Consider the following 21,292-nt stretch of genomic DNA (forward strand, 5'->3'; position numbering starts at 1 on the left):
CAGCTAAAAAGCCAATGTGGAAAGTTATTGCATATTAAAGAAGCTAAGTGAGCTATGACCCACTTAGCTTCTTCCTTTACACTAGCTTAGAATGTGTATGTCGTCGCCAAATAGAATGAGCCTAGTGTGTGAACGTTAGATAACTCTTTGTTCTTTTCATCTTTCACTTTTATATCAGCCGCTTCCCAATCAATACCTGCACGTAATGCTAGAACTGGTACAGCAGGAATTGCGTACTCTACGCCCACCCCCATTTTTATACCAGATACGGTTGATGACTTAGTCGCAAAGTATTTATTCTTACCACTGTTTTCAATTTCTGAATTTAAAAAGCTATAACCTAGAAGTGCATAAGGTCGAAGACCAATATCGAACGTATAACCAACATTCGCAGCAACGCTAATTGAACTAAAATCTGTTGTGAATGCTTTTGAACTTCCTACTTTTGTTGTAGACGTTCCATATTTAGTATATTGCCCTTCGATACCAATAATACGGTTGATCTGATAACCGGCAATGAGTTTATAAGAAGGTGATTCCGTCTCAGTTGTCGTGGTTTTGCGAGTTATAGCCTTACCAAAACCACCATCATCAAGTTCAGTTGAACCAGCTCCTACTCCGATATAGAAACCATTTGTATCTTTTTGTGCAGCTAACGCAGGAAAAGAGGTCACTATAGCAAGCACCACAATCAATTTATTCATATCGAATCCTTTTTATAGTTTTTTCAAACCTCCTTAATATAATTAATAAAAGCGACCAATAAAGTAAGTGAACGTATAGCATTGTAAGTTCACTTGTTACATTGATAATATACTCAAAACATTAGAGATGAACCAATCACGTCGCATATTCACTCACTGCAAATGCAATGATATTTATTAGCCCCACTTATTCAGCATTATCACTAAGTCGTTAGCGGTATAGGGTTTACTCAATATATCGTCCATACCAGATTCAATACACAACTCTCGCTCTTCTTTTGTCGTACCAGCGGTTAATGCAATAATTGGTTGGCTATACCCTGAACTTCGCAGTTTCTTCGTCGCTTCAAAACCATCCATGACTGGCATCCGGCAATCCATAAACACAATGTCATACTCATTATTCGACGCTAATTCCAACCCTTCTATACCATTACCGGCAATCGCTGGCTCTATTTCGTATTTACGTAGCATTTGTTGGATGATGATCTGGTTCATCTTAATATCATCAACCACCAGTACTTTAAGCAATGTCAATTCAACCTCAGACTCAAAACCTTTGGCGACACTATCGCGCTCAGCCAGTGTATCGACAACTTGAAGAGGGAGTGAAATGGTAAATGTCGTACCCGAACCAACAATACTGCTCACCTCAATGTCTCCATTCATTAACGCAGCTAGCTTGCGACAAATCGCTAAACCAAGCCCTGTCCCTTCGTAATTTCGGCTACTTGAGTTATCCGCCTGTGTAAAAGGCTCAAACAATGTCTTAATAGCAGATTGAGCAATACCAACACCACTATCCTCAACAGAAAAAATAAATTGGTCGTTAAGCCATTTTATCTCTACGCTCACGTGACCTTGATCGGTGAATTTAATTGCATTGCCGATTAAGTTCACGAACAATTGAGTAATACGCTCTAAGTCACCATAGAAGTGACTGGGTACCCCATCGGTTACATTGACATCAAACTGGATCTGCTTTTCAATCGCTCGATTGGTAAAGATACTATCAATGGTATTTCTCAAATCTTGGAGTGCAAATGTTTTGGGAATTAACTCCAGCATACCCGCATTGATTTTACTGTAATCGAGAAGGTCATTGATGATGGTTCTTAAAAACTCACCGGATTGGCTTAGGTTATTCACTATCTCTCGTTGAGAACTGTTCAGTTCTGTATTACTGATTAATTCAGCACTACCGAGTAAGCCATTGAGCGGAGTTCTTAACTCATGGTTTATCATTGCAACAAAATCACGCGTCGCCCTTTCGGACTCTTCAGCTCGTTTACGTGACTCAATATTCCGGTTGATAGCAAGCTGGTGAGTTAGTGCGCTACAGATAAGGTCGGTGACTAACAACAGTTGACTCTGGATAAACTCATGATCTAGATCCAACAATCTAACTTGGACGATTAACGCACCAACGATCACCTTCTCGACCTCAATAGGCACTGTAAGCAGATTGTCTTGCCAATGAGGTTCTTGAATATCTTGATCTCGCACCTCTACGATTTCATCGCCATAGTCGCAGGTTTTTAACTGAGGAAGTAACTTCGGAGGCAAAATCAAACGACTGGCTTCAATCAGATAGCTATTACTCACACTCGTCGTCAATTGTGACAGCATGACATCATCTAAATCATTCATAAGAACTGTGCGACCGAAATCAATGAGTAGGTTGTCAATTTGTTCTTGGAATTCAATACGACGTATATTCGCATTTGAACGCTTTTCTAACTGACGGAGCGCAAGTTCAAGTTGTTGGTTAGACTCAAACAGTTCGAGACTTTTTTGTTCCAACAAGGCTTCTGCCACTTTTCGCGCAGCAATTTGTCGTTTGAGCTTTTTCTCTAGGGCTAATGCCAGATCCATATTACTTTTCTACTTTGAGATTAAACCTAACCACACTTTGGTCATCATTTTGTGGCGTCATTTCTACGGCGATGGTTTCACCATGGTAGTCAGCACACCCCTCAATGAGTCCTAAGCAAACATGGGACATGCATCTTGCACTTTTGTAGTCGAATACGAGTTGTACCTCACTTGACGTAATAAAGCTAAATACCGGTGGCTCTGCATCCGGATAGAGCTTTTTCACTTCGACATGGATATAACGCTCCACATGCTGGATAAATTGAAAGGTGCTATTACTATGCGTAAGGCTCGCTTTATTAGGCAATGAGGCCAGTAAGTTCTTAAACACCGACTGCCCAAAAACACGTTGTAAGCTTGCGGCATCAATGTCGGTTTTCTTGCTCAAGTTGATAATCAACCGAACAAGGTCTTTGTGGTCGTAACTTCCGACTGATGTGTAGATCCCTTCATCTTCTGACATCTCTAGAACTTCTTCCAAAAGCTCTAACCCAAACTTGTCTTCAACAAGCTCTAAAAATTCGGTGAATATGATTCCTTTCATCTCATACCTTTTCTACTGTTTCTTTTTAGAATGGTCCACTAAGTTATTGTTATCAAATTCTTAAACACAAAATATCCATGTCATCACCTAATTTTATGACATGGATAACGCTTACATGTAGAAGATCGTCTATTAGATGTAGCAAAATCCGCGGCTTTGAAGAGGTTGCTAACTTCCCAGTCCCTACTTATGTGCAGTGATTGAATAAACTTAAAGGTGAGGAAATAAAGACGAATGCAAAATTGGTAATCAACACACGGTTATGTCTATACTTAAAATCATAATAATCAATATATTGGCTTGATATGAATAAAGAAAGCTTCCTTCAACAGTTCCAACTTAACCCTACCGTTGGCTATCACCCAGAATCAGTAGAGCGCGTTTCGCACATTAGTCGCGATCAATTGCGTAAAGCGGCAGTCGTGGTTGGTTTAGTAGAACGAGAAGATGGTTTACATGTCATTTTTACTAAAAGAGCCGCTCATTTAAAGCATCACCCAGGTCAAGTCAGTTTTCCCGGAGGTAAACACGAACTCTCCGACCCCTCTATGCAATTTACCGCACTTAGAGAGCTCTACGAAGAGGTCGGAATTCGATCGAATCAAGTTAAAATTGTTGGGCAATTACCCTCTTTGAGTACCATTAGTAAATTTTTGGTTACACCAATTGTTGCAATGGTCGATCCTAACTATGAAGCTATCCTCGATGAGAACGAAGTTGCCTCAATTTTTGAGGTTCCCGCCACCTATGTTTTAGACCAAGCCAAGTTACACAGTCACACTGTCAACTTGAAACAAATCAAGCATCGTGTTTTTGCGATGCCCTTCCAAGAGCACCTAATTTGGGGCGTTACGGCTCAAATCATACAATCTCTGCAGCAACACATAGTGCAACCAAATACATAGCAACTACGTTTTGTTTAATCCTTGTTAACAAATACAGCCTTTTCCATGGAACAGATTTATTAATCCAATTTTACGCAAACGTTTCCCTGGTATAATTCTATACAACCCCTCCTTTCGCATTAGTTAAACTAATTTCACGCATGAACATAAATCACCTGTGGCACGCTATTTTCGTGATCAAAAATCCGTTTTTCGCATATCATGTGACACGCCGTTTCATTACATGATTTAGATCTATTTTTTGTAGAAGAAAATTCTGCAGAATTAGCCCCGACTTATTTCCTGTTCCCAAAAAATGAGTAATTTAACATGAACACAACAACTTCTTCGGCAAATGCCGTTACAGATACAAGCAAGTTTAACTATAAAGATTTTACCTGGTGTTTATCACTATTCGGTACAGCAGTTGGTGCTGGTGTACTATTCCTTCCAATCAAAGCTGGTGCAGGTGGTTTTTGGCCACTAGTTATCCTAGCTTTAATCGCGGCACCAATGACTTGGTTCGCACACAAATCTCTAGCTCGTTTCGTACTATCTTCTAAGAACCCTGAAGCAGATATTACAGACACAGTTGAAGAACACTTCGGTAAGACTGGCGCAAACCTTATTACTTTTGCTTACTTTTTCGCTATCTACCCAATCGTTCTTATCTACGGTGTTGGTATCACAAACACAGTTGATTCTTTCCTAGTAAACCAAATGGGCATGGAATCTATTCCTCGTCCTCTTCTTTCTGGTGCACTTATCCTTGCTATGACAGCAGGTGTTGTATTCGGTAAAGAGCTGATGCTTAAAGCAACTTCAGCAATGGTTTACCCACTAGTGTTCATCCTACTAGCACTATCTTTCTACCTAGTTCCTGATTGGAACACTTCAATGATGGAAACAAGCCCAGAATGGTCAGCAATGCCTTCTATTATCTGGCTTGCGATTCCAATCATCGTGTTCTCTTTCAACCACAGCCCAATCATTTCACAGTTCTCTAAAGAGCAACGTCGTGTATACGGTGAAGACGCAGTTAAGAAAACTGACGCGATCACTGGCGGCGCAGCAATGATGCTGATGGGTTTTGTAATGTTCTTCGTATTCTCTGTAGTACTTTCTCTTTCTCCAGAGCAACTAGCAACAGCACAAGCACAGAACATTTCGGTTCTTTCTTACCTAGCTAACGTTCATGAGTCTCCACTTATCTCTTACATGGGTCCTCTTGTAGCGTTCGCAGCAATCACTTCTAGCTACTTCGGTCACTTCCTAGGTGCTCATGAAGGTCTTGTTGGTCTAATCAAGTCTCGCTCTGGTTCTTCAATCAGCACGATTGAGAAAGCATCACTAGCGTTCATCGTTGTTACAACTTGGATTGTTGCGGTAGTTAACCCAAGCATCCTAGGTATGATTGAAACAATGGGTGCTCCAATGATTGCAGCTATCCTATTCCTAATGCCTGTATTCGCGATGCAGAAAGTACCAGCGATGGCTAAGTACAAAACTTCAGCACCTGTGCAGATCTTTACAGCTTTATGTGGTCTAGCGGCGATTAGTTCTGTAATCTACGGCGCTCTTTAATCTCAAGCGTTTTTTATAAGATGACATTCATCTTATATCGCGAGATTAAACAAAAAATATAACGATAATAAATGAGCCTCCCTACTCCCCTTGGGAGGCTCTCTTTTTGAGGTAATCGCAATGATTAGTGTATTTGATATCTATAAAATCGGTGTTGGTCCATCGAGCTCACATACGGTTGGACCAATGAAAGCGGGTAAAGAGTTTATTGATGACCTACGTTCAATGGGAAAATTGCGCGACATCACTAAAATCACCGTGGACGTATATGGATCATTATCACTGACAGGGAAAGGTCACCACACAGATATCGCAATCATCATGGGTCTTGCTGGCAATACTCCTGAGCGTGTTGATATCGATTCTATTGCCGGCTTCATTGCTCGCGTAGAAGAAACTGAGCGCCTTCCTGTTGGCATGCACTGTCATACAGTATCGTTCCCACGCGATGGCGGTATGAACTTCCATACTTCGAACCTTTCATTACATGAAAATGGCATGAGCATTCATGCTTGGATTGATGACGAAGTAGCATACTCAAAAACGTACTACTCAATTGGTGGCGGTTTTATTGTTGACGAAGAGAACTTCGGCAAAGAAGAAGAAAACCCAATTAAAGCACCTTACGAATTCACAACAGCTGAAGAGCTAGTTAATCAGTGTAAAGAAAGTGGTCTTTCTATCAGTACGCTGGTTATGCAAAACCAAGCGGCTTTCCATTCAGACGAAGAGTCTCGTACTTACTTCGCTAACATCTGGAAAACGATGCGTGAGTGCATGGATCGCGGTATGAATACTGAAGGTATCCTGCCTGGTCCACTGCGTGTACCTCGTCGTGCAGCAGCACTTCGCCAACAACTGATCACTTCAGAAAAAACAACTAATGATCCAATGACGGTTGTTGACTGGGTGAACATGTTTGCTTTCGCAGTAAACGAAGAAAACGCAGCTGGCGGTCGTGTAGTAACGGCACCAACAAACGGCGCATGTGGCATCATCCCTGCTGTATTGGCTTACTACGATAAGTTCATCCAAACGGTAACAGAGAAAGACTACATCCGTTACTTCGCAGCTTCTGGCGCGATCGGTGGTCTTTACAAGCGTAACGCTTCTATCTCTGGCGCTGAAGTTGGCTGTCAAGGTGAAGTTGGTGTGGCGTGTTCTATGGCTGCTGCTGGCCTTGCTGAGCTTATGGGTGGTAGCCCTGAGCAAGTATGTATGGCTGCAGAAATCGGCATGGAGCACAACCTAGGTCTAACGTGTGACCCAGTTGCTGGCCAAGTACAAGTACCATGTATCGAGCGTAACGGCATTGCTGCAGTTAAAGCAATCAACTCGACTCGTATGGCACTTCGTCGCTCTTCGGCTCCGACTGTTTCTCTAGATAAAGTTATCGAAACAATGCTAGAAACAGGTAAAGACATGAACGCTAAATACCGTGAGACGTCTCAAGGTGGTTTGGCTGTTAAGGTTGTTTGCTAGTCTGTATTCGTTAACAAGCCAACACTTAACTCAGTCTGCTTGATAACGAGCAGATAATAAAAAGGAACGCCAATGCGTTCCTTTTTTGTATCTGGAATTTGGCTAGCTATTTACTCAGCCCACCAAGTAGCCATGTTAAATCACTTGTGAGATAAGCAGAAAACAACCAAACAGCAGCGAGAACAACATCATTGGTCGGCCACCTTCAGCACTGTATCTGTCTTCCGCTACTTTCATAAAGCGCTGTTTATGAACCATCACTAGAGGAACAAACACAGCCAAGAACACTAAAATGATACCTGCGTAGTTCAGCACTTGCAGGAACTTGTCTGCTGCGAGCAATGAACCCGCTAACGGTAAGATGAAGCTAATACAGTACGTTACCGCTGTGTTTTGGTTGAACATGTCTCTATTCTGGTTGAACAGCGCCATCGCCACACCAAAGAAAGAGGTCAACAACGCCAAGCCAGTGAAGGTAGAAAGAATATTACCTACCCAAGGAGACTGTGCCTCAAACGCCGCCATCAAATCAGAGACATTCTTAAAGCTTCTGAATTGCTCTTCACTCAAGTTACCCACTACCGCAAACAACCAACACAAGTAACACACTAATGGGATCAGAGAACCGACGATCACCATGTTACGCAGTTGCTTGTCTGTTGCTTCGTGGTTGTAAGAAACCAAGGTTGGAATCACAACCATAAAGCCAAAACTGGTAAACAGGATTGCACTGGTTTTGATTAGATCAACGTGATCATGGCTGGTCACCTGCAACAGGTTATCTTGAGTCATATTTGGCGCTAAGAAGGCCATGGTGACAAACAAGCTGGCTAGCATCACGAAGAACAGCGCTCGGTTGAGCTTATCAATCACACCAGTGCCACTTGCGACTACAGCGCCAGCAAGCAAGGTAAACACAATTTGGCTCGTAGTAGCAGTGATTTCAACGCCAAAGTTAGACAGCAACTTACTCAGTAAATCACCCGCGCCCAGAATGTAAGCCATCAATAGGCAAATCAATAACGCATACAGCAAACCATTGGTAAGCAGCTGGCCTTGTTTACCCAGAGTTTTTCGAGCAATAGAGTTCAACCCTAGACCGCCACCGGCTTTGATGGTCGCTTCTAGAAGTAATAGTGCTGCGTAAGTGGTACCGAAACAGATCAGAACCATCAGCAGTGTGCCGTAAAGCAATCCAAATTGAGCTAATACCATTGGGATCGCAAGCATACCAGCACCGAGAGCGGTACCAGCGATAATTAGGGAGCTACCCATCATTTTAATATTCATTATTTTTAACTTATTTGTTTAGTTTTTATAGGTGTGAGTCTTCGTACATCAAGCGGATGACAAAGGAGTTCAGATAGAAATAAAGTTATAAAACGAATAACAATAGGAGCGATAAGCAGTAAAGAAGCGTGCAGAGACGTTGTCGAACAGGGCGTTCAAAGGAGAGCTTGTCTTAAAAGAGGTAAAACGAGAAGCGTGAGTCAGCGTTAACTGATGTGGTGAACCTTCCGTAGGTTCAATAATCGGCGATGTAATCTTGAATTTCATGTATGTGTCCAATAATTGAGTCACATTCCATAGTATTTGAAGCAGCGTATCCGTTGCTGCCCTACCTCTATCATAGAGGTCTTTTTATCTTATCGAATGAGCCTCGAAACACAACGCTATAACCACAATTTTTGCTATTAAATTGAACAAAATAGCCATTTGGATACAAATCAACCACCAAACCGCGTAAAGTAATAATCATTATTAATAAAAATCGACACTATAAACACCCCACCCCATTAACAAAAAAGCTTGTATAAAGAACACCCAAACATATATGACAGCCACAAAAAAGGCGCTCTTGTAAGCGCCTTTCGTTCAATTATTGCCTTTAAGGCTATAACCTTGAAAGCTATAGTATTGAAGACTGTTGCCTTGATAGCTGTAACTTTGATAACTGTATCCTTGAAATCTACAGCATCGAAGACTTTAGCATCACAAACTACAGCATTGAACCTTATTCACCGCGGTAGATACAACCCGCTGTGCATGTTTCTTTAATCTCAACCTTGCTCAAAAGTGGCAAGCTTGGTTTTAGTTCATTCCAGATCCATTTAGCCAATACTTCACTTGTCGGGTTTTCTAAACCTTCAATGTCGTTTAAGTAGTAGTGGTCTAAACGGTCGTAAATTGGTTTGAATACAGCTTTAATTTCAGAAAAGTCGATTACCCAACCAGTATGCGGATCAACTTCGCCTTCTACGTACAAACGAACAAGAAAAGAGTGGCCATGCAAACGACCACACTTATGCCCTTCTGGCACGTGTGGAAGATGGTGGGCTGCTTCAAACATAAACTCTTTGTATAACTCAGTTCTCATTGTGTTTCTCAGGCTAAAAAAATGACACGCAATATTACGTAAAACCAGTTCACACTACAAGTTCTATCACCACTGTACGGCCTTATTAGCTGCAAGGGGAAGCTTGTTGCTAGCCACTCACTTGAGTCACAATAAAACACATATCAAGACGGCTTAAAACTCATCATACGCTTAACCTTCTCGCCTCATGTGAAACAAACCCGCTACATCACAGAAACATAACCACAACCGGAGTGTGGTCACACAATTTGTTATACCCCATAGGTGGTAGTATCTCTTACAAGTAAAGTATGCATGTCATTATAATCAATAAAAACAAACATCTTATGCGCTCAACAATCACATTTAAAATCCTAGTCGCCCTCGCTATTGTTTTCACTTTCTTACTTGCAATATCGACCTACTTTCAATATTCACAGCAAAAACAACTTGTTAACTCCGTACTAAGCGAACAACTGCACGACAAAGCAAGTAACTACTTCGATAGCCTCAATATGATGATGCTGACTGGCACCATGGCGCAAAAAGAAACCCTGCGTCAGAAAGCACTTGCTCAAGAAGGCATTGAAGACGTTCGTGTTCTGCGCGCCGACGCTGTGAGCAAGTTATACGGCCCCGGTAATGACAACCAAACGCCTGTTGATGATATTGATAAACGAGCGCTAGCGGGTGAAACAGTCATCGAACCCTTTTCTGCCGATTGGGGTAAAGGCTTGGTTATTGCTTTGCCAATGAAGTCGAGTGAAGATTACCGAGGTACCAATTGTGTGGCCTGTCATATGGCGCCAGAAGGTGAAGTATTAGGCGCGATTCGCCTTGAATATAACCTGAGCCATGTCAATTCACTGATCAACTCTCAAACCATGGCCGCTATTGGTATTATGGCGGTAATCTCCTTTGCCGGATTCGTTCTGACAATGGGATTAATTCGTAAGATTATCGTACGCCCGCTTCAACAGACTTCTCGCTTTATGACCCAAGTCAGCAGCGATAAAAACCTATCCACTCGACTGCCCGAACAAAGCAAGGATGAGATTGGCACGCTGGCTAACTCCATCAACTCATTCATGGGAACCGTTTCTAACAGCCTAGAAAAGGTACAAGATACTTCGCACAAACTGAATGCGTCAGCCAACCAACTGACTAGCGTTGCACAAATTACCGAGCAAGCCGCCAGCGATCAACAAAACGAAACCGCAGAAGTGCAAAACAATGTCGAGGGAATTCAGGCACAACAGGTCAATGTAGAACAAGCCACTTTAACCGCTTCAGAACTCATCAATCACACCTCAGATGTAGCTTGTAAAAGTGCTAACCAAGCACATGATGCAAGTAGTGAGATAAAGAATCTGGTGAGCAGTATCGAAGAAGTGAAACACAAGATACAAACACTTAATGAGCAAACTGGGGAAGTCTCTTCAATATTGAGTGTGATTCGTGGCATTGCCGACCAAACCAACCTTCTAGCCTTGAATGCAGCGATTGAAGCGGCTCGAGCGGGAGAACAAGGTCGCGGCTTTGCCGTAGTTGCAGATGAAGTTCGTAATCTTGCATCACGAACGGCAGAGGCAACTGGCAGTATTGAGTCAATCATTCATCAGTTCCAACAAGGCAGTGAAGAATCGCTGAATTCTGCTGACCGAGTTTGCGAACAAGCACATCAAAGCTCAACAGATATCGACGCACTGTCCGTTGAAATGAACGGTGTCGTTGAAGAAATGAAACAAGTGTTGGCTCATGCACAAAATATTCAGCAACAAACGCAATCCACTACACATGCCACCCAAGATGTTCAACAGAAGGTCGAAACCATCACGTCTCACGCCAATAACACATCGCAATCAGCGGCTGAGACTCGTGGAATCAGTCATGATTTAGAAGAACTATCTGTTCACCTTGAATCGCTGATTAATCAATTCACTCTCCCCAACTCTGAAAACCCTAATAATTAGTATTCAATTGAAAGACCAATCTCAGCTTGATATGTAGAAAATAGAGTAAAAAATCAGCCCTTATTGGTTTTTCTCCTCGATAGACAAAATATTTCTTTCACCAAGTAAGAATAAAGGTTGAAGCTGTCGGTATGACAGGTAATATGTTCAATCGATTTAAAAAGTTTATACAACTTAATGTTTCGGCTAATTATTGTGCAAATGTATGTTTATTTGCAGCAATGCCAGAGGCTTTGAGTTGAATTTGTCCCTCAATGGAGAATGAAATCAACATGACTTACGCGCCTGTAACAGACGTACTTGGCGGCAAGCTAGCGGTAGACAGTGAAGTAACTGTTCGCGGCTGGATCCGTTCACGTCGTGATTCCAAAGCTGGAATCTCTTTCCTTGCCATTTATGACGGCTCTTGTTTCGACCCGATTCAGGCCGTGGTTCCTAATAATCTTAATAATTACGAAGACGAAGTATTAAAGCTAACAACTGGCTGCTCTGTTGAAGTAACAGGTAAGATTGTTGAGTCTCCTGCGAAAGGTCAAGACTTCGAACTAGCAGCAACTGACGTTAAAGTTGTAGGCTGGGTTGAAGACGCGGACACTTATCCAATGGCTAAAACACGTCACTCTATCGAATACCTTCGTGAAGTTGCTCACCTACGTCCACGTACAAACGTGATTGGCGCAGTAGCACGTGTACGTAACTGTCTATCTCAAGCGATTCACCGTTTCTACCACGAGCAAGGCTTCTTCTGGACTTCTGCTCCGCTTATTACTGCATCTGATGCAGAAGGCGCAGGTGAAATGTTCCGCGTTTCTACGCTAGACATGGAAAACCTACCACGCACTGAAAAAGGCGACGTAGACTTCAACGAAGATTTCTTCGGTAAAGAGACGTTCCTAACAGTATCTGGCCAACTTAATGCTGAAGCTTACGCTTGTGCACTAAGCAAGGTTTACACGTTCGGTCCTACATTCCGTGCTGAAAACTCAAACACAAGCCGCCACCTAGCTGAATTCTGGATGGTTGAGCCTGAAGTTGCGTTTGCAGACCTTAACGATGTAGCAAAACTGGCTGAAGACATGCTTAAGTACGTTTTCGCTGCTGTTCTTGAAGAACGCCGCGATGACCTTGAGTTCTTCGCTTCTCGCATCGACAAGCAAGCAATTACTCGTCTAGAGCAATTCGTTGATGCTGACTTCGCACAAGTTGACTACACTGACGCAATCCAAATCCTACTAGATTCTGGTAAGAAATTTGAATTCGACGTTGAGTGGGGCATCGACATGTCTTCAGAGCATGAACGTTACCTAGCTGAAGAGCACTTCAAAGCACCTGTTATCGTTAAGAACTACCCGAAAGACATCAAAGCTTTCTACATGCGCTTAAACGACGACGGCAAGACAGTTGCGGCAATGGACGTACTTGCACCAGGCATCGGTGAAATCATCGGTGGCGCACAACGTGAAGAGCGTCTAGATATCCTAGACGAGCGTATGATTGCTATGGGTATCGACCCTGAGCACATGAGCTGGTACCGCGACCTACGTAAATACGGCACAGTGCCACACGCTGGTTTCGGTCTTGGTTTCGAGCGTCTAGTATCTTACGTAACAGGTATGGGCAACGTTCGTGACGTGATTCCATTCCCACGTACACCACGCTCTGCAAACTTCTAATTCGAGCCTAAATCGAATTTAAAAGTTAAGAACAAATAAAAACCTCCGCACTTGCGGAGGTTTTTTTTATTCTCTTACATTATTCTCATTCTCGACTTCCCCCCCCCCCTTCTTTCCCACAAACTCACCTGCCCATTTTGCTTAACTAACTGCCACTCACCACCCTAAAATAGCGTTACAAATCAAATTTTAATCTCTGTAATTTAATGTAATGGACGTCTGACAAAGGTATACAGTATTCACCTACTGTATACCTTAAACTTTGTTCCACTGATTTTTGAATATACATTTTTAGGGAACACCTATGAAAAAGACCATCTTATCTGCGGCTCTACTCATCACATTAGCCGGCTGTGGCGGAGGAGGCTCGTCGACTTCCGCTAAGAAACCAACAATTAAGCCCACACAAAAGCCAGTGGTCTTTACATCCAAATGTTCACAAGCCTTGAATGGAGATACAGCATTAACATTCAAGGTTAAAGGGACAACAGCAAGCTTAAATGGTACGGCGTGTAGTGGGAGCCCGAAAGCATTTGACGACATGATGAAAGCTCACCCAAAGACAAAAATGCTGAACTTCATCGATATGAGTGGCTCTATGAATGATGACGCCAACATCCAACTCGCGTACAAGGTCAGAGCAAAAAAGTTAGACACGTACATTAGCTCAATTGGACATGTCGCTTCGGGTGGTACTGACCTTTTCGCTGCGGGTGTGAAAAGAACCATTGAACCTGGTGCCCGATTAGGCGTTCACTCATGGGCACAAGGGGCTTTACAAGGGGCTTCACTGCCTGTCGGCCATAGCCAGCATAAACCCTACATTGATTATTATAAAAAGATGGGATTACCAGATCCAAGCGGTTTCTATTGGTTTACACTAAAAGCAGCACCCGCTAACGGTATGCATTATATGACCCAAGCTGAAGTATCTAAATATGGTTTAGCAACGGTAACAACGAGCTATGTAAAAGATCTTAGAGCAAATTACATTCCTCAAAACAGTTTACTGAACAATGACCTATTAGACGTTATTAGTGACTCTTTGAAAGCTGTGTCGGTTGAAAATAATGTCAGACGAAACGTCTACGTACTCGACCATGTATCTTCTCTGTTGTTCAAACAATTTAATGTATCAAATAGAGACGAGTTAATTACTTACATAAAGCTCAATGGAACATTAGACGCTGCTGCTAAAACATACGCATTTGCGGCTACGTCGAATAAACCTACAACTGTTTACTACTCAAATACAGATAAAGTACAGGCTTCATACAGCTCTAGTAGTAAGTACAGTATCCCAGCGAAACCTCTGATAGAAACGGGTTTAGGGTTAGACAATTACGGTATCGAAAATCCACGTACAAGCGTTATCGTCACGCTGAATAAAAATTCTATTAAAGTGGATTTGGGTTCCGAAGATTTTTCTTTATTCAAAGATCCTTCAATAAATAAAACTGCCCGCTGTGCTCTGGCCGACATGTTCCAACAATCAGGAAATCTTGTAACAGTTTCTGACTGCGTAGAAAGCCGCCTTCAAGGTGATGTAGTTCAATTTGTAAATTATAAACGTACGTCAAAGGCCCCACTGGTTGGTGGCGCAAGTTCAATAACCGACGCTATTACCAAAACCTCTAACTTTGAATTCAATGCTAAGCAAAGTACGCTAATCGCTAAGTAGTTTGACATAAGTTAAAAATAAAGCCCTACTTAGCACAAGTAGGGCTTCTGTTTTATTCATTATGCTTAAATGTCATCAAGCTGCCCAAAATAAATTAGTCAGCGTCACGTACCAAAAAGTGATCGAGCATAATTTTCTCACCTGAGCTTTGAAGAGGTTTGAATTCAATCACCATTTGATCACCTTTCTGTTCAAATGTATTCACTTTCAAAAACAGGCTTTCCTTGTCAGCTTTGATGTTGTGAGCGACTTGTCGACCATTAATAAACACATCAAAGGCAGGAGCTTTAGGGTTTGCAGGTATCACGGTTTCAAAAGTGTACTTTTCCCCTTCTATCGCATAAGCGGTGTTATAAATGCCCCCATCCTTCGTCCAGTATGTGCCATTGAAATCCATATTATCCGCTTCCCAGTAGCTGTAAAAAGCATGTAGGTTTTCAATATCATTCTGAGATGTTGGTGTCCATTTTACGCCTGCGAGGTTTACTGGCTCCGTGTAACTAAAACCATGTTCTCGCATGTTCTTGTTTAAGGAATCTAATCTTCCTAAGACATCATCAAAGGTATCTTGCCAACCAAGCTCGCCATAATATTGAAGGCCAATTTCCCCAATAATATAGAACTCACCCTCCCTCTCAATCGTAATACCCGACCCAGAATCTCCATGGATTATTAGCCACTGAAGATTGCTTTGAGGCATAATCACGGGGTCATATTTATATTCAGCTAGCCATTTTTTATCCGTGTCGTTGTACTTAACGTACTTTTGCCCGCCATTACGGCCGTTATAGTTACCAAAACCAACACTGTTTACTTCATAGATCTCTGAATGATCGAACATCCCTTTCTCGGGCAACTTCGCAGGCTTAATACCGGTAATTGGCGTATCTAAGCGCACTAGAGCGAAATCATAAATACCATCAGTAAATTCATATTCGCCCCACTCACCATCAGGGTCAGTAGTCGCTCGTGATGTGTGAATAACACTGTACTTACCGTTCTCATCTTTTTCATAAGAAAAGCAAGTTACTGCATTTTTATACCCTTCACTTTTAGAACCTGATACATGATTTGCCGTAATGACCCAATAAGGGTCAATTAGAGTCGCAGACCCTGCATTCATGTGGCACGCGAAATCAAATTGGGTCTGTAAAGCGAATGCTTTATGTTGAGTAACCGAACGGTCCATCTTGCCGATACCCGCCTGCGCTGAAAAAGTAGCAACGATCGCTGATGCTAAAATCATTTTTTTCATATTACTTAACCTCTTTCAACTGGATAGCTTCAATAGAGTGGTAACCCTGCTCTGACTCATAATCAAACTGCCTATACTGACGTTTATAAGAGATTTCAACGATATCGTTTGGGGATTGAGACTCAAAAACAATGGTATTTTTAACACTAGTCATATGAAAGGAAATATCATTTTTGATCGTAACGCATTGCTTTTTAATACACGCTGTAACGTCAGCAGAAGACAACCAATTGTGTGTATAGAGCTCTATAGAAAAGCGCCCTTCTTTACCTGGCTGAGCGTCAAAAGAAAAACCACTAGAGCCGACAAGCAAGCCTGAAAAAGCCAGCTCTTGACTGTAATCTGTAGAATCACCACCCTGCCAATAATAACGGTTACCAATTGCGTTTTTCGCATTTGAGTTGTTAGGTTGCTTTAGCTCACCAACAACCATTACATTACCAATTAGTGCTGTATCTGGTTTATCTTGTCTTTGATGTTCCCCATACAGAAAAACCCAATCTAAGCCGTTTAAGTCAACATCTCTTGCATAACGATACTTCCCTTCATCAAGCTCATAGCCGAGAAACTCACTAGTAATCGATAAGGTATTCGATCCAACCTCTGAAACGTTACTTAACCTACTCAAATCAACATTGATCTCACTAGCCACTGCATTAGTTGTTAGCAAGGCCAACATGCATAACTTCGCTTTTGGATATTTAAATCTCATATTTCAGCCTCTGTTTTAGTTCTAAACAATTGTAGGCTATAGATAAATTAAAGACGTAAGGTACTGTAAGAACTTTATTTATCACAACTCAAGCACCGCCGACCAATAATTGGCGAAAACATGTAGCAACCTAAGCATTACAACAACTAATGGATATAAATTGCGTTTGCCAAGCTTTTGACTAAAAGTGATATACCTTCCAAGTAACACCTAGATGCCACTTACATACCCTTACAATTAGTATGAATAGGCACTGCTGTATTCCGTAACTGTCTTTTAATTCACCACGATAAAATCGATATCTAAGCAAATCCGTTTGATGTATAAACGAAAAAGCCCCACCAAATTCTGGTAGGGCTCCGAAAGCTCATTTTCGTGTACTCAGCAACTTAATCGACATCTTGGTCGCTAGCATACTTTATTGCGATACCGCAGATTATCATCATAACGAATGGGATCGCGGCTGTGGTGTATTCGGCCCAAGCCATATCAGCGAACGCTTTTGCCAGTAGTACGTGGCCGAGAATAAGCAGAAGCGCACACACAATCGCGACAATAATCAGCTTGACTTCATTTCCCATAGTCATTTTCAACATAACGGTATCTCCAATATTTGGTCTACCGTTATTGAATCACAACTCTTTGTTATACAATGCGTACAGTTACATCAGAAACAACCCGTACAGTTGCAATCATCGTCTATTTCATGAGTGACCTATGATTTTACAAACGACTTTGCCTTCTCCTTGCTCGCAGTTAAACGAAATGACCACGAGAGAATCAGTTTTAAGAGTGCATCAGTTGATGCGCAAGCTTACCAAGTAAGATTAACGCCTGTTCTTTCTCTTCTGTTAGTTCATAAGAGAAGTTCAACCTGATCGCACTGTCTACTCTACCCTGCTCGCTAAACAAATCACCTGAAGCGACGCTGATCCCTTGAGCAATTGCTAGTTGGTGAAATTGTTGGCTGTCGAATTTGGCAGAGAAACGGATCCAAACAAAATATCCACCACTCGGCTCTTCAATTTCGATAGATTGGGGGAAGTGTTGCTTGATAGCGCTAATAAACCGCTCTTTTCTGATCAAGAGATTTTTACGCAGTTTGCGAAGGTGATTATCATAGCTTTCATGAGTGAGGAAGTGTGCAACCCCAAGTTGAACCGGAGCACTGCTCGATAAAGTAGAAAGAAGCTGAAGCTTTTGAATGGCATCATTAAAACGCGAACTCACCACCCAACCAACACGATAGCCAGGGCATAAACTCTTTGAGTAAGAGCCGCATAGCAACACTGAATCTGTCTTATCAAATGCTTTTAGCGGTTTAGGTTTATGTCCTTCGAAATATAGGTCGCCGTAAACATCATCTTCGATAATATAAGTCTTGTATTGTTCAGCAACCTCAACCACTCGGCGCTTCGCTTCTTCAGACAAACTTGTCCCTGTAGGGTTCTGAAAAGTCGTCATCAGCCAGCACGCTTTTACCTGTTGGTTTTTTAATGCGCTTTCAAACTGTTCAATATTCAATCCGTTGACAGGGCAAACGTCCACTTCGATAGGATTGAGTCCTAATCTCTCTACGGCCTGTAAAGCACCATAGAAAGCTGGAGATTCAATCACGACGTTATCGCCCGCCTTGGTGACGGTTTGCAGGCTTAAGTTAAGCGCTTCCATTGCACCAGAGGTAATCACGATGTCTTGATGGTTAACCGTAATACCTTGCTGTAAATACCGCTGAGCAATTTGTCTTCTTAAAGACTCACTACCCGGTGGCAGGTTATTAATGACACTGGCACCGGTCATCTTCCGGCCAGCGCTGGCAAGGTTTCGGGTTAAGGTAGGTAAAGGGAAAAGATCAGGATCTGGGAACGCTGAACCAAAAGGAGTCACACCCTCTGCAGAACTCGACTTCAAGAAATCGAATAAGCGGTCATTAATGGCTTTCTTTTCACGTACTAACGGCTGTTCATAATCAACCCCATCCAAACGTGGCGCAACAAAGTAGCCCGACTGAGGCTTTGCGATGATCCACCCTTCACTTTCTAGCAACTGGTAAGCTTGTAAGACAGTACTATTGCTGACGTTGTAATTACGACAACTCATGCGTACCGAAGGGATCTTCTCTCCTGAACGCCACGTATTGTTCGCAATTTGAGTTCGAATATCCTTTGCTAGCTCTTCATAACGCGCCATCTAATTGTACTACCTAGAGAAATTCTGTGAGCTAGCGATTTTATCACTAACATCAACAACAATTGCTGCTATCCATATGATGACACCTAATTTCCACAATTGTGTGAATCATCTCACAGATAACTTTGTATGCTTTGATAAGTTTGTACCAAAGGTAGGAGCTAAGTTGGCTTTTAGCCCCAATAATTTGATGTAACCCAAAAACATGCGAGATAACAATGAAAAAAATAGAAGCAGACCAATTAAGCTATAAAGGAGAGTCAAACGGTGTTCATAGTTGGACAACACCGAGCGGCCAACCATATTACTGGCACCCAGATTGGCTCCATATTGCTGAAGATGCGACAGGCTCACATCCAAAGCAGAAGATCGACATAGATCAAGACCAAGCACCAACTGAAAAACACGCGGTGTCTGCTATTCTGAAACACCTCAACCAATGGGCTGCTGACAAATTAGCGTCTCATCCCGATATTGAAACAAACTCTGTTGAAGCGGAAATTAACCTGAAAAAATAGTTGCTCAAAGTAACTTGTTTAAAAGTAAATCGTCGAATTGCGATTTGATATACTGAAATTCGCTAGATTAACCGCTCTCGATTCCACTCAGGTATACCGACTGAATAGCCTCAAATCTCGACCGAGGCTATTCAAGTATCCTCATAAAAATGCTGCAATAACCCTCACCTAGTTAACAAATATCCAACACAAACCAATTTCTTGTTTCAATCCACGAAAGCTGTCGATAATATTCGCGGTCTTATTCACGGTGATGATGTTAATCATTCGCAGTTCCAAAGACGTGAATCAATGATCAAGTAAATCTAAAAAGAATAAAAACTAAGGCTTCAAGATGGATACTTCAAACTACAATCAATCGCTAACGATTAAATTATACGTTATCGCTGGCGTACTGTTTGGCACTTACGGTAGCCGGGTATGCCCGATGCTCGAAAGCTTAACGACGTTAGAGATTTTTACCCAAGTCAGTAGTATCTTTATTTTATTATGGTTAGCACGCCATTATTTGCTATCGCAACACGCCTTCGTCAAACAAGGTCGATTCGCACAAGTCGATACTCTATTATTTTTTACAGCAAGTGTTCCGCTCGCTCTGTATTACAACCTAAGCTACGAGTTCACGATAGACAGTAACTTGAAAGTTCTGTTTGGTATGAGTCTATTCGGTTTCTTTACCGGAACAATTCTTCAATTGAACGCCAAACTCAGCCAAATAGATAACATGGAGGCAACTGGGAAATTTGACTTCAAGCTGATTGGCGAAAGAAGTTCTCTCGTTAAACAAATGATTGGTTTGGTCATCGTGCTTTTGGTTACATTGACCACAATACTGACTATGGTTGCCGTCAAAGACATCTTTTGGCTAGAGCACAACCCTGAACGCTTGTTGGATGGCACGGGTAAGATCAGTGTGATCAAAGAGTTCATTTATTTGGCAGTGGTACTGGGTGGGTACGCGATAACCATCATGACTTTATGGAGCAAGCTGATCAAACGTATTCTCTTAAGCCAAGAGCACGCATTAAGCAAAGTCACGAATGGTGAACAAGGCGTTCGCTTACCTATTTTCAGCTACAACGAGCTTGGTTCAATGGCGTCTATGACCAATACCATGCTTGATAGTCTCGAAAACGCTCAAAACGAAGTAAAAACCACACGTGACGTGGCGATTGTTAGCTTGTCTGCGCTTGCAGAATCTCGAGACAATGAAACTGGCGCCCATATTTTACGAACCCAAGAATACGTAAAGGTACTCGCACTCGAGCTTAGCAAATCAGAAGCTCATGCAAGCTTGCTGACCCCCAACTACATCGAGCTACTTTATAAGTCGGCTCCACTGCATGACGTAGGCAAAGTGGGCGTTCCTGATAGTGTTTTATTGAAGCCGGGTAAATTGACTGACGAAGAGTTTGAGATAATGAAAGGTCACCCTGCTATTGGCGCAGAAGCGTTATCTATTGCAGAAAAGCAATTGGGAAGCAGTTCTTTCTTAAGGGTCGCTAAAGAGATATCTCTGACTCACCATGAGAAATGGAATGGCAGCGGTTATCCAAATCAGCTATCTGGTGAAGATATCCCACTATCTGGTCGATTGATGGCATTGGCTGATGTTTATGACGCCTTAATATCGAAACGAGTCTACAAGCCAGCCTTTACCCATGAGCAAGCCAAGCAGATTATATTGGAAGGTAATGGGACACACTTTGACCCGCAAGTTATTCAAGCTTTCCTTGCCGTTGAACAAGAGTTTGTTTCAATTGCCGCGACCTACAAAGATGGCAAAAATGTACAAAATGAACTTGAGCGTGAAAGTTTGATTGCTCAATCTGCTTAGTCTTTTCGAAAACCACTATGTACA

Annotated in this window: 18 protein-coding genes; 8 read left to right on the forward strand and 10 right to left on the reverse strand. The window is 42.1% G+C overall.

Features of this window, described 5'->3' with window-relative positions; genetic code table 11:
* Nucleotides 1-86 precede the first annotated feature (86 nt).
* From Q5H80_RS08120 to Q5H80_RS08130, 3 genes are all read right to left on the reverse strand, one after another.
* A complete protein-coding gene (locus Q5H80_RS08120; RefSeq protein ID WP_304564260.1) occupies nt 87-704 on the reverse strand; it encodes a porin family protein in 618 nt (205 codons plus the stop codon).
* Between the two features lie 177 nt (nt 705-881).
* Nucleotides 882-2,579, reverse strand: a complete 1,698-nt coding sequence (locus Q5H80_RS08125) for an ATP-binding protein (protein WP_304564262.1) — start codon at nt 2,577-2,579, stop codon at nt 882-884.
* A gap of 1 nt (nt 2,580) precedes the next feature.
* Nucleotides 2,581-3,123 carry a heme NO-binding domain-containing protein gene (locus tag Q5H80_RS08130; protein WP_304564264.1) on the reverse strand — a complete coding sequence of 181 codons (543 nt, stop codon included), beginning with the start codon at nt 3,121-3,123 and terminating at the stop codon, nt 2,581-2,583.
* Nucleotides 3,124-3,428: 305 nt separating this feature from the next.
* Between Q5H80_RS08130 and Q5H80_RS08135 the strand changes: the two genes are divergently transcribed.
* The 3 genes from Q5H80_RS08135 to Q5H80_RS08145 all read left to right on the forward strand — a co-directional run bounded on the left by Q5H80_RS08135 (nt 3,429) and on the right by Q5H80_RS08145 (nt 7,073).
* The gene (locus tag Q5H80_RS08135) at nt 3,429-4,028 is read left to right on the forward strand and encodes a CoA pyrophosphatase (RefSeq protein WP_304564265.1); all 600 of its coding nucleotides are present in this window, start codon (nt 3,429-3,431) and stop codon (nt 4,026-4,028) included.
* Nucleotides 4,029-4,337: 309 nt separating this feature from the next.
* On the forward strand, nt 4,338-5,591 hold the full coding sequence (locus Q5H80_RS08140) for an aromatic amino acid transport family protein (RefSeq protein ID WP_304564266.1): 1,254 nt from the start codon (nt 4,338-4,340) through the stop codon (nt 5,589-5,591).
* A gap of 120 nt (nt 5,592-5,711) precedes the next feature.
* Nucleotides 5,712-7,073, forward strand: a complete 1,362-nt coding sequence (locus Q5H80_RS08145) for an L-serine ammonia-lyase (protein ID WP_304564267.1) — start codon at nt 5,712-5,714, stop codon at nt 7,071-7,073.
* Nucleotides 7,074-7,208: 135 nt separating this feature from the next.
* Here Q5H80_RS08145 and Q5H80_RS08150 read toward each other — a convergent pair whose 3' ends face one another.
* The 3 genes from Q5H80_RS08150 to queD form a co-directional block, all read right to left on the reverse strand.
* Nucleotides 7,209-8,351 carry an amino acid permease gene (locus Q5H80_RS08150; RefSeq protein WP_304569399.1) on the reverse strand — a complete coding sequence of 381 codons (1,143 nt, stop codon included), beginning with the start codon at nt 8,349-8,351 and terminating at the stop codon, nt 7,209-7,211.
* Nucleotides 8,352-8,432: 81 nt separating this feature from the next.
* A complete protein-coding gene (locus tag Q5H80_RS08155; protein ID WP_143691566.1) occupies nt 8,433-8,630 on the reverse strand; it encodes a hypothetical protein in 198 nt (65 codons plus the stop codon).
* Between the two features lie 457 nt (nt 8,631-9,087).
* Nucleotides 9,088-9,450: a 6-carboxytetrahydropterin synthase QueD gene (queD, locus tag Q5H80_RS08160; protein WP_009847038.1), complete on the reverse strand. Its 363-nt coding sequence runs from the start codon at nt 9,448-9,450 to the stop codon at nt 9,088-9,090.
* A 326-nt stretch (nt 9,451-9,776) separates the two neighbouring features.
* Here queD and Q5H80_RS08165 point away from each other — a divergent pair, with 326 nt between their 5' ends.
* The 3 genes from Q5H80_RS08165 (at nt 9,777) to Q5H80_RS08175 (ending at nt 14,756) form a co-directional block, all read left to right on the forward strand.
* A complete protein-coding gene (locus Q5H80_RS08165; RefSeq protein ID WP_304564276.1) occupies nt 9,777-11,402 on the forward strand; it encodes a methyl-accepting chemotaxis protein in 1,626 nt (541 codons plus the stop codon).
* 272 nt (nt 11,403-11,674) lie between these two features.
* Nucleotides 11,675-13,075, forward strand: a complete 1,401-nt coding sequence (gene asnS / locus Q5H80_RS08170) for an asparagine--tRNA ligase (RefSeq protein ID WP_050052432.1) — start codon at nt 11,675-11,677, stop codon at nt 13,073-13,075.
* A gap of 304 nt (nt 13,076-13,379) precedes the next feature.
* Nucleotides 13,380-14,756: a hypothetical protein gene (locus tag Q5H80_RS08175; protein WP_304564280.1), complete on the forward strand. Its 1,377-nt coding sequence runs from the start codon at nt 13,380-13,382 to the stop codon at nt 14,754-14,756.
* A 94-nt stretch (nt 14,757-14,850) separates the two neighbouring features.
* Here the strand turns inward: Q5H80_RS08175 and Q5H80_RS08180 are convergent, their stop codons facing one another.
* From Q5H80_RS08180 to Q5H80_RS08195, 4 genes are all read right to left on the reverse strand, one after another.
* On the reverse strand, nt 14,851-16,011 hold the full coding sequence (locus Q5H80_RS08180) for a serine protease (RefSeq protein WP_304564282.1): 1,161 nt from the start codon (nt 16,009-16,011) through the stop codon (nt 14,851-14,853).
* A 1-nt stretch (nt 16,012) separates the two neighbouring features.
* Entirely contained in the window at nt 16,013-16,690 is a 678-nt protein-coding gene (locus Q5H80_RS08185) for a hypothetical protein (protein ID WP_304569401.1), read from the reverse strand.
* A 422-nt stretch (nt 16,691-17,112) separates the two neighbouring features.
* A complete protein-coding gene (locus Q5H80_RS08190; protein ID WP_304564284.1) occupies nt 17,113-17,319 on the reverse strand; it encodes a hypothetical protein in 207 nt (68 codons plus the stop codon).
* Nucleotides 17,320-17,509: 190 nt separating this feature from the next.
* Entirely contained in the window at nt 17,510-18,913 is a 1,404-nt protein-coding gene (locus Q5H80_RS08195; protein ID WP_304564286.1) for a PLP-dependent aminotransferase family protein, read from the reverse strand.
* 218 nt (nt 18,914-19,131) lie between these two features.
* Here Q5H80_RS08195 and Q5H80_RS08200 point away from each other — a divergent pair, with 218 nt between their 5' ends.
* Nucleotides 19,132-19,431, forward strand: a complete 300-nt coding sequence (locus tag Q5H80_RS08200) for a hypothetical protein (protein ID WP_304564288.1) — start codon at nt 19,132-19,134, stop codon at nt 19,429-19,431.
* A gap of 334 nt (nt 19,432-19,765) precedes the next feature.
* Nucleotides 19,766-21,268, forward strand: a complete 1,503-nt coding sequence (locus Q5H80_RS08205; protein ID WP_304564289.1) for an HD-GYP domain-containing protein — start codon at nt 19,766-19,768, stop codon at nt 21,266-21,268.
* Nucleotides 21,269-21,292: the final 24 nt, after the last annotated feature.

Source organism: Vibrio sp. SNU_ST1, assembly GCF_030563405.1.
Taxonomy (GTDB): Bacteria; Pseudomonadota; Gammaproteobacteria; order Enterobacterales; family Vibrionaceae; genus Vibrio.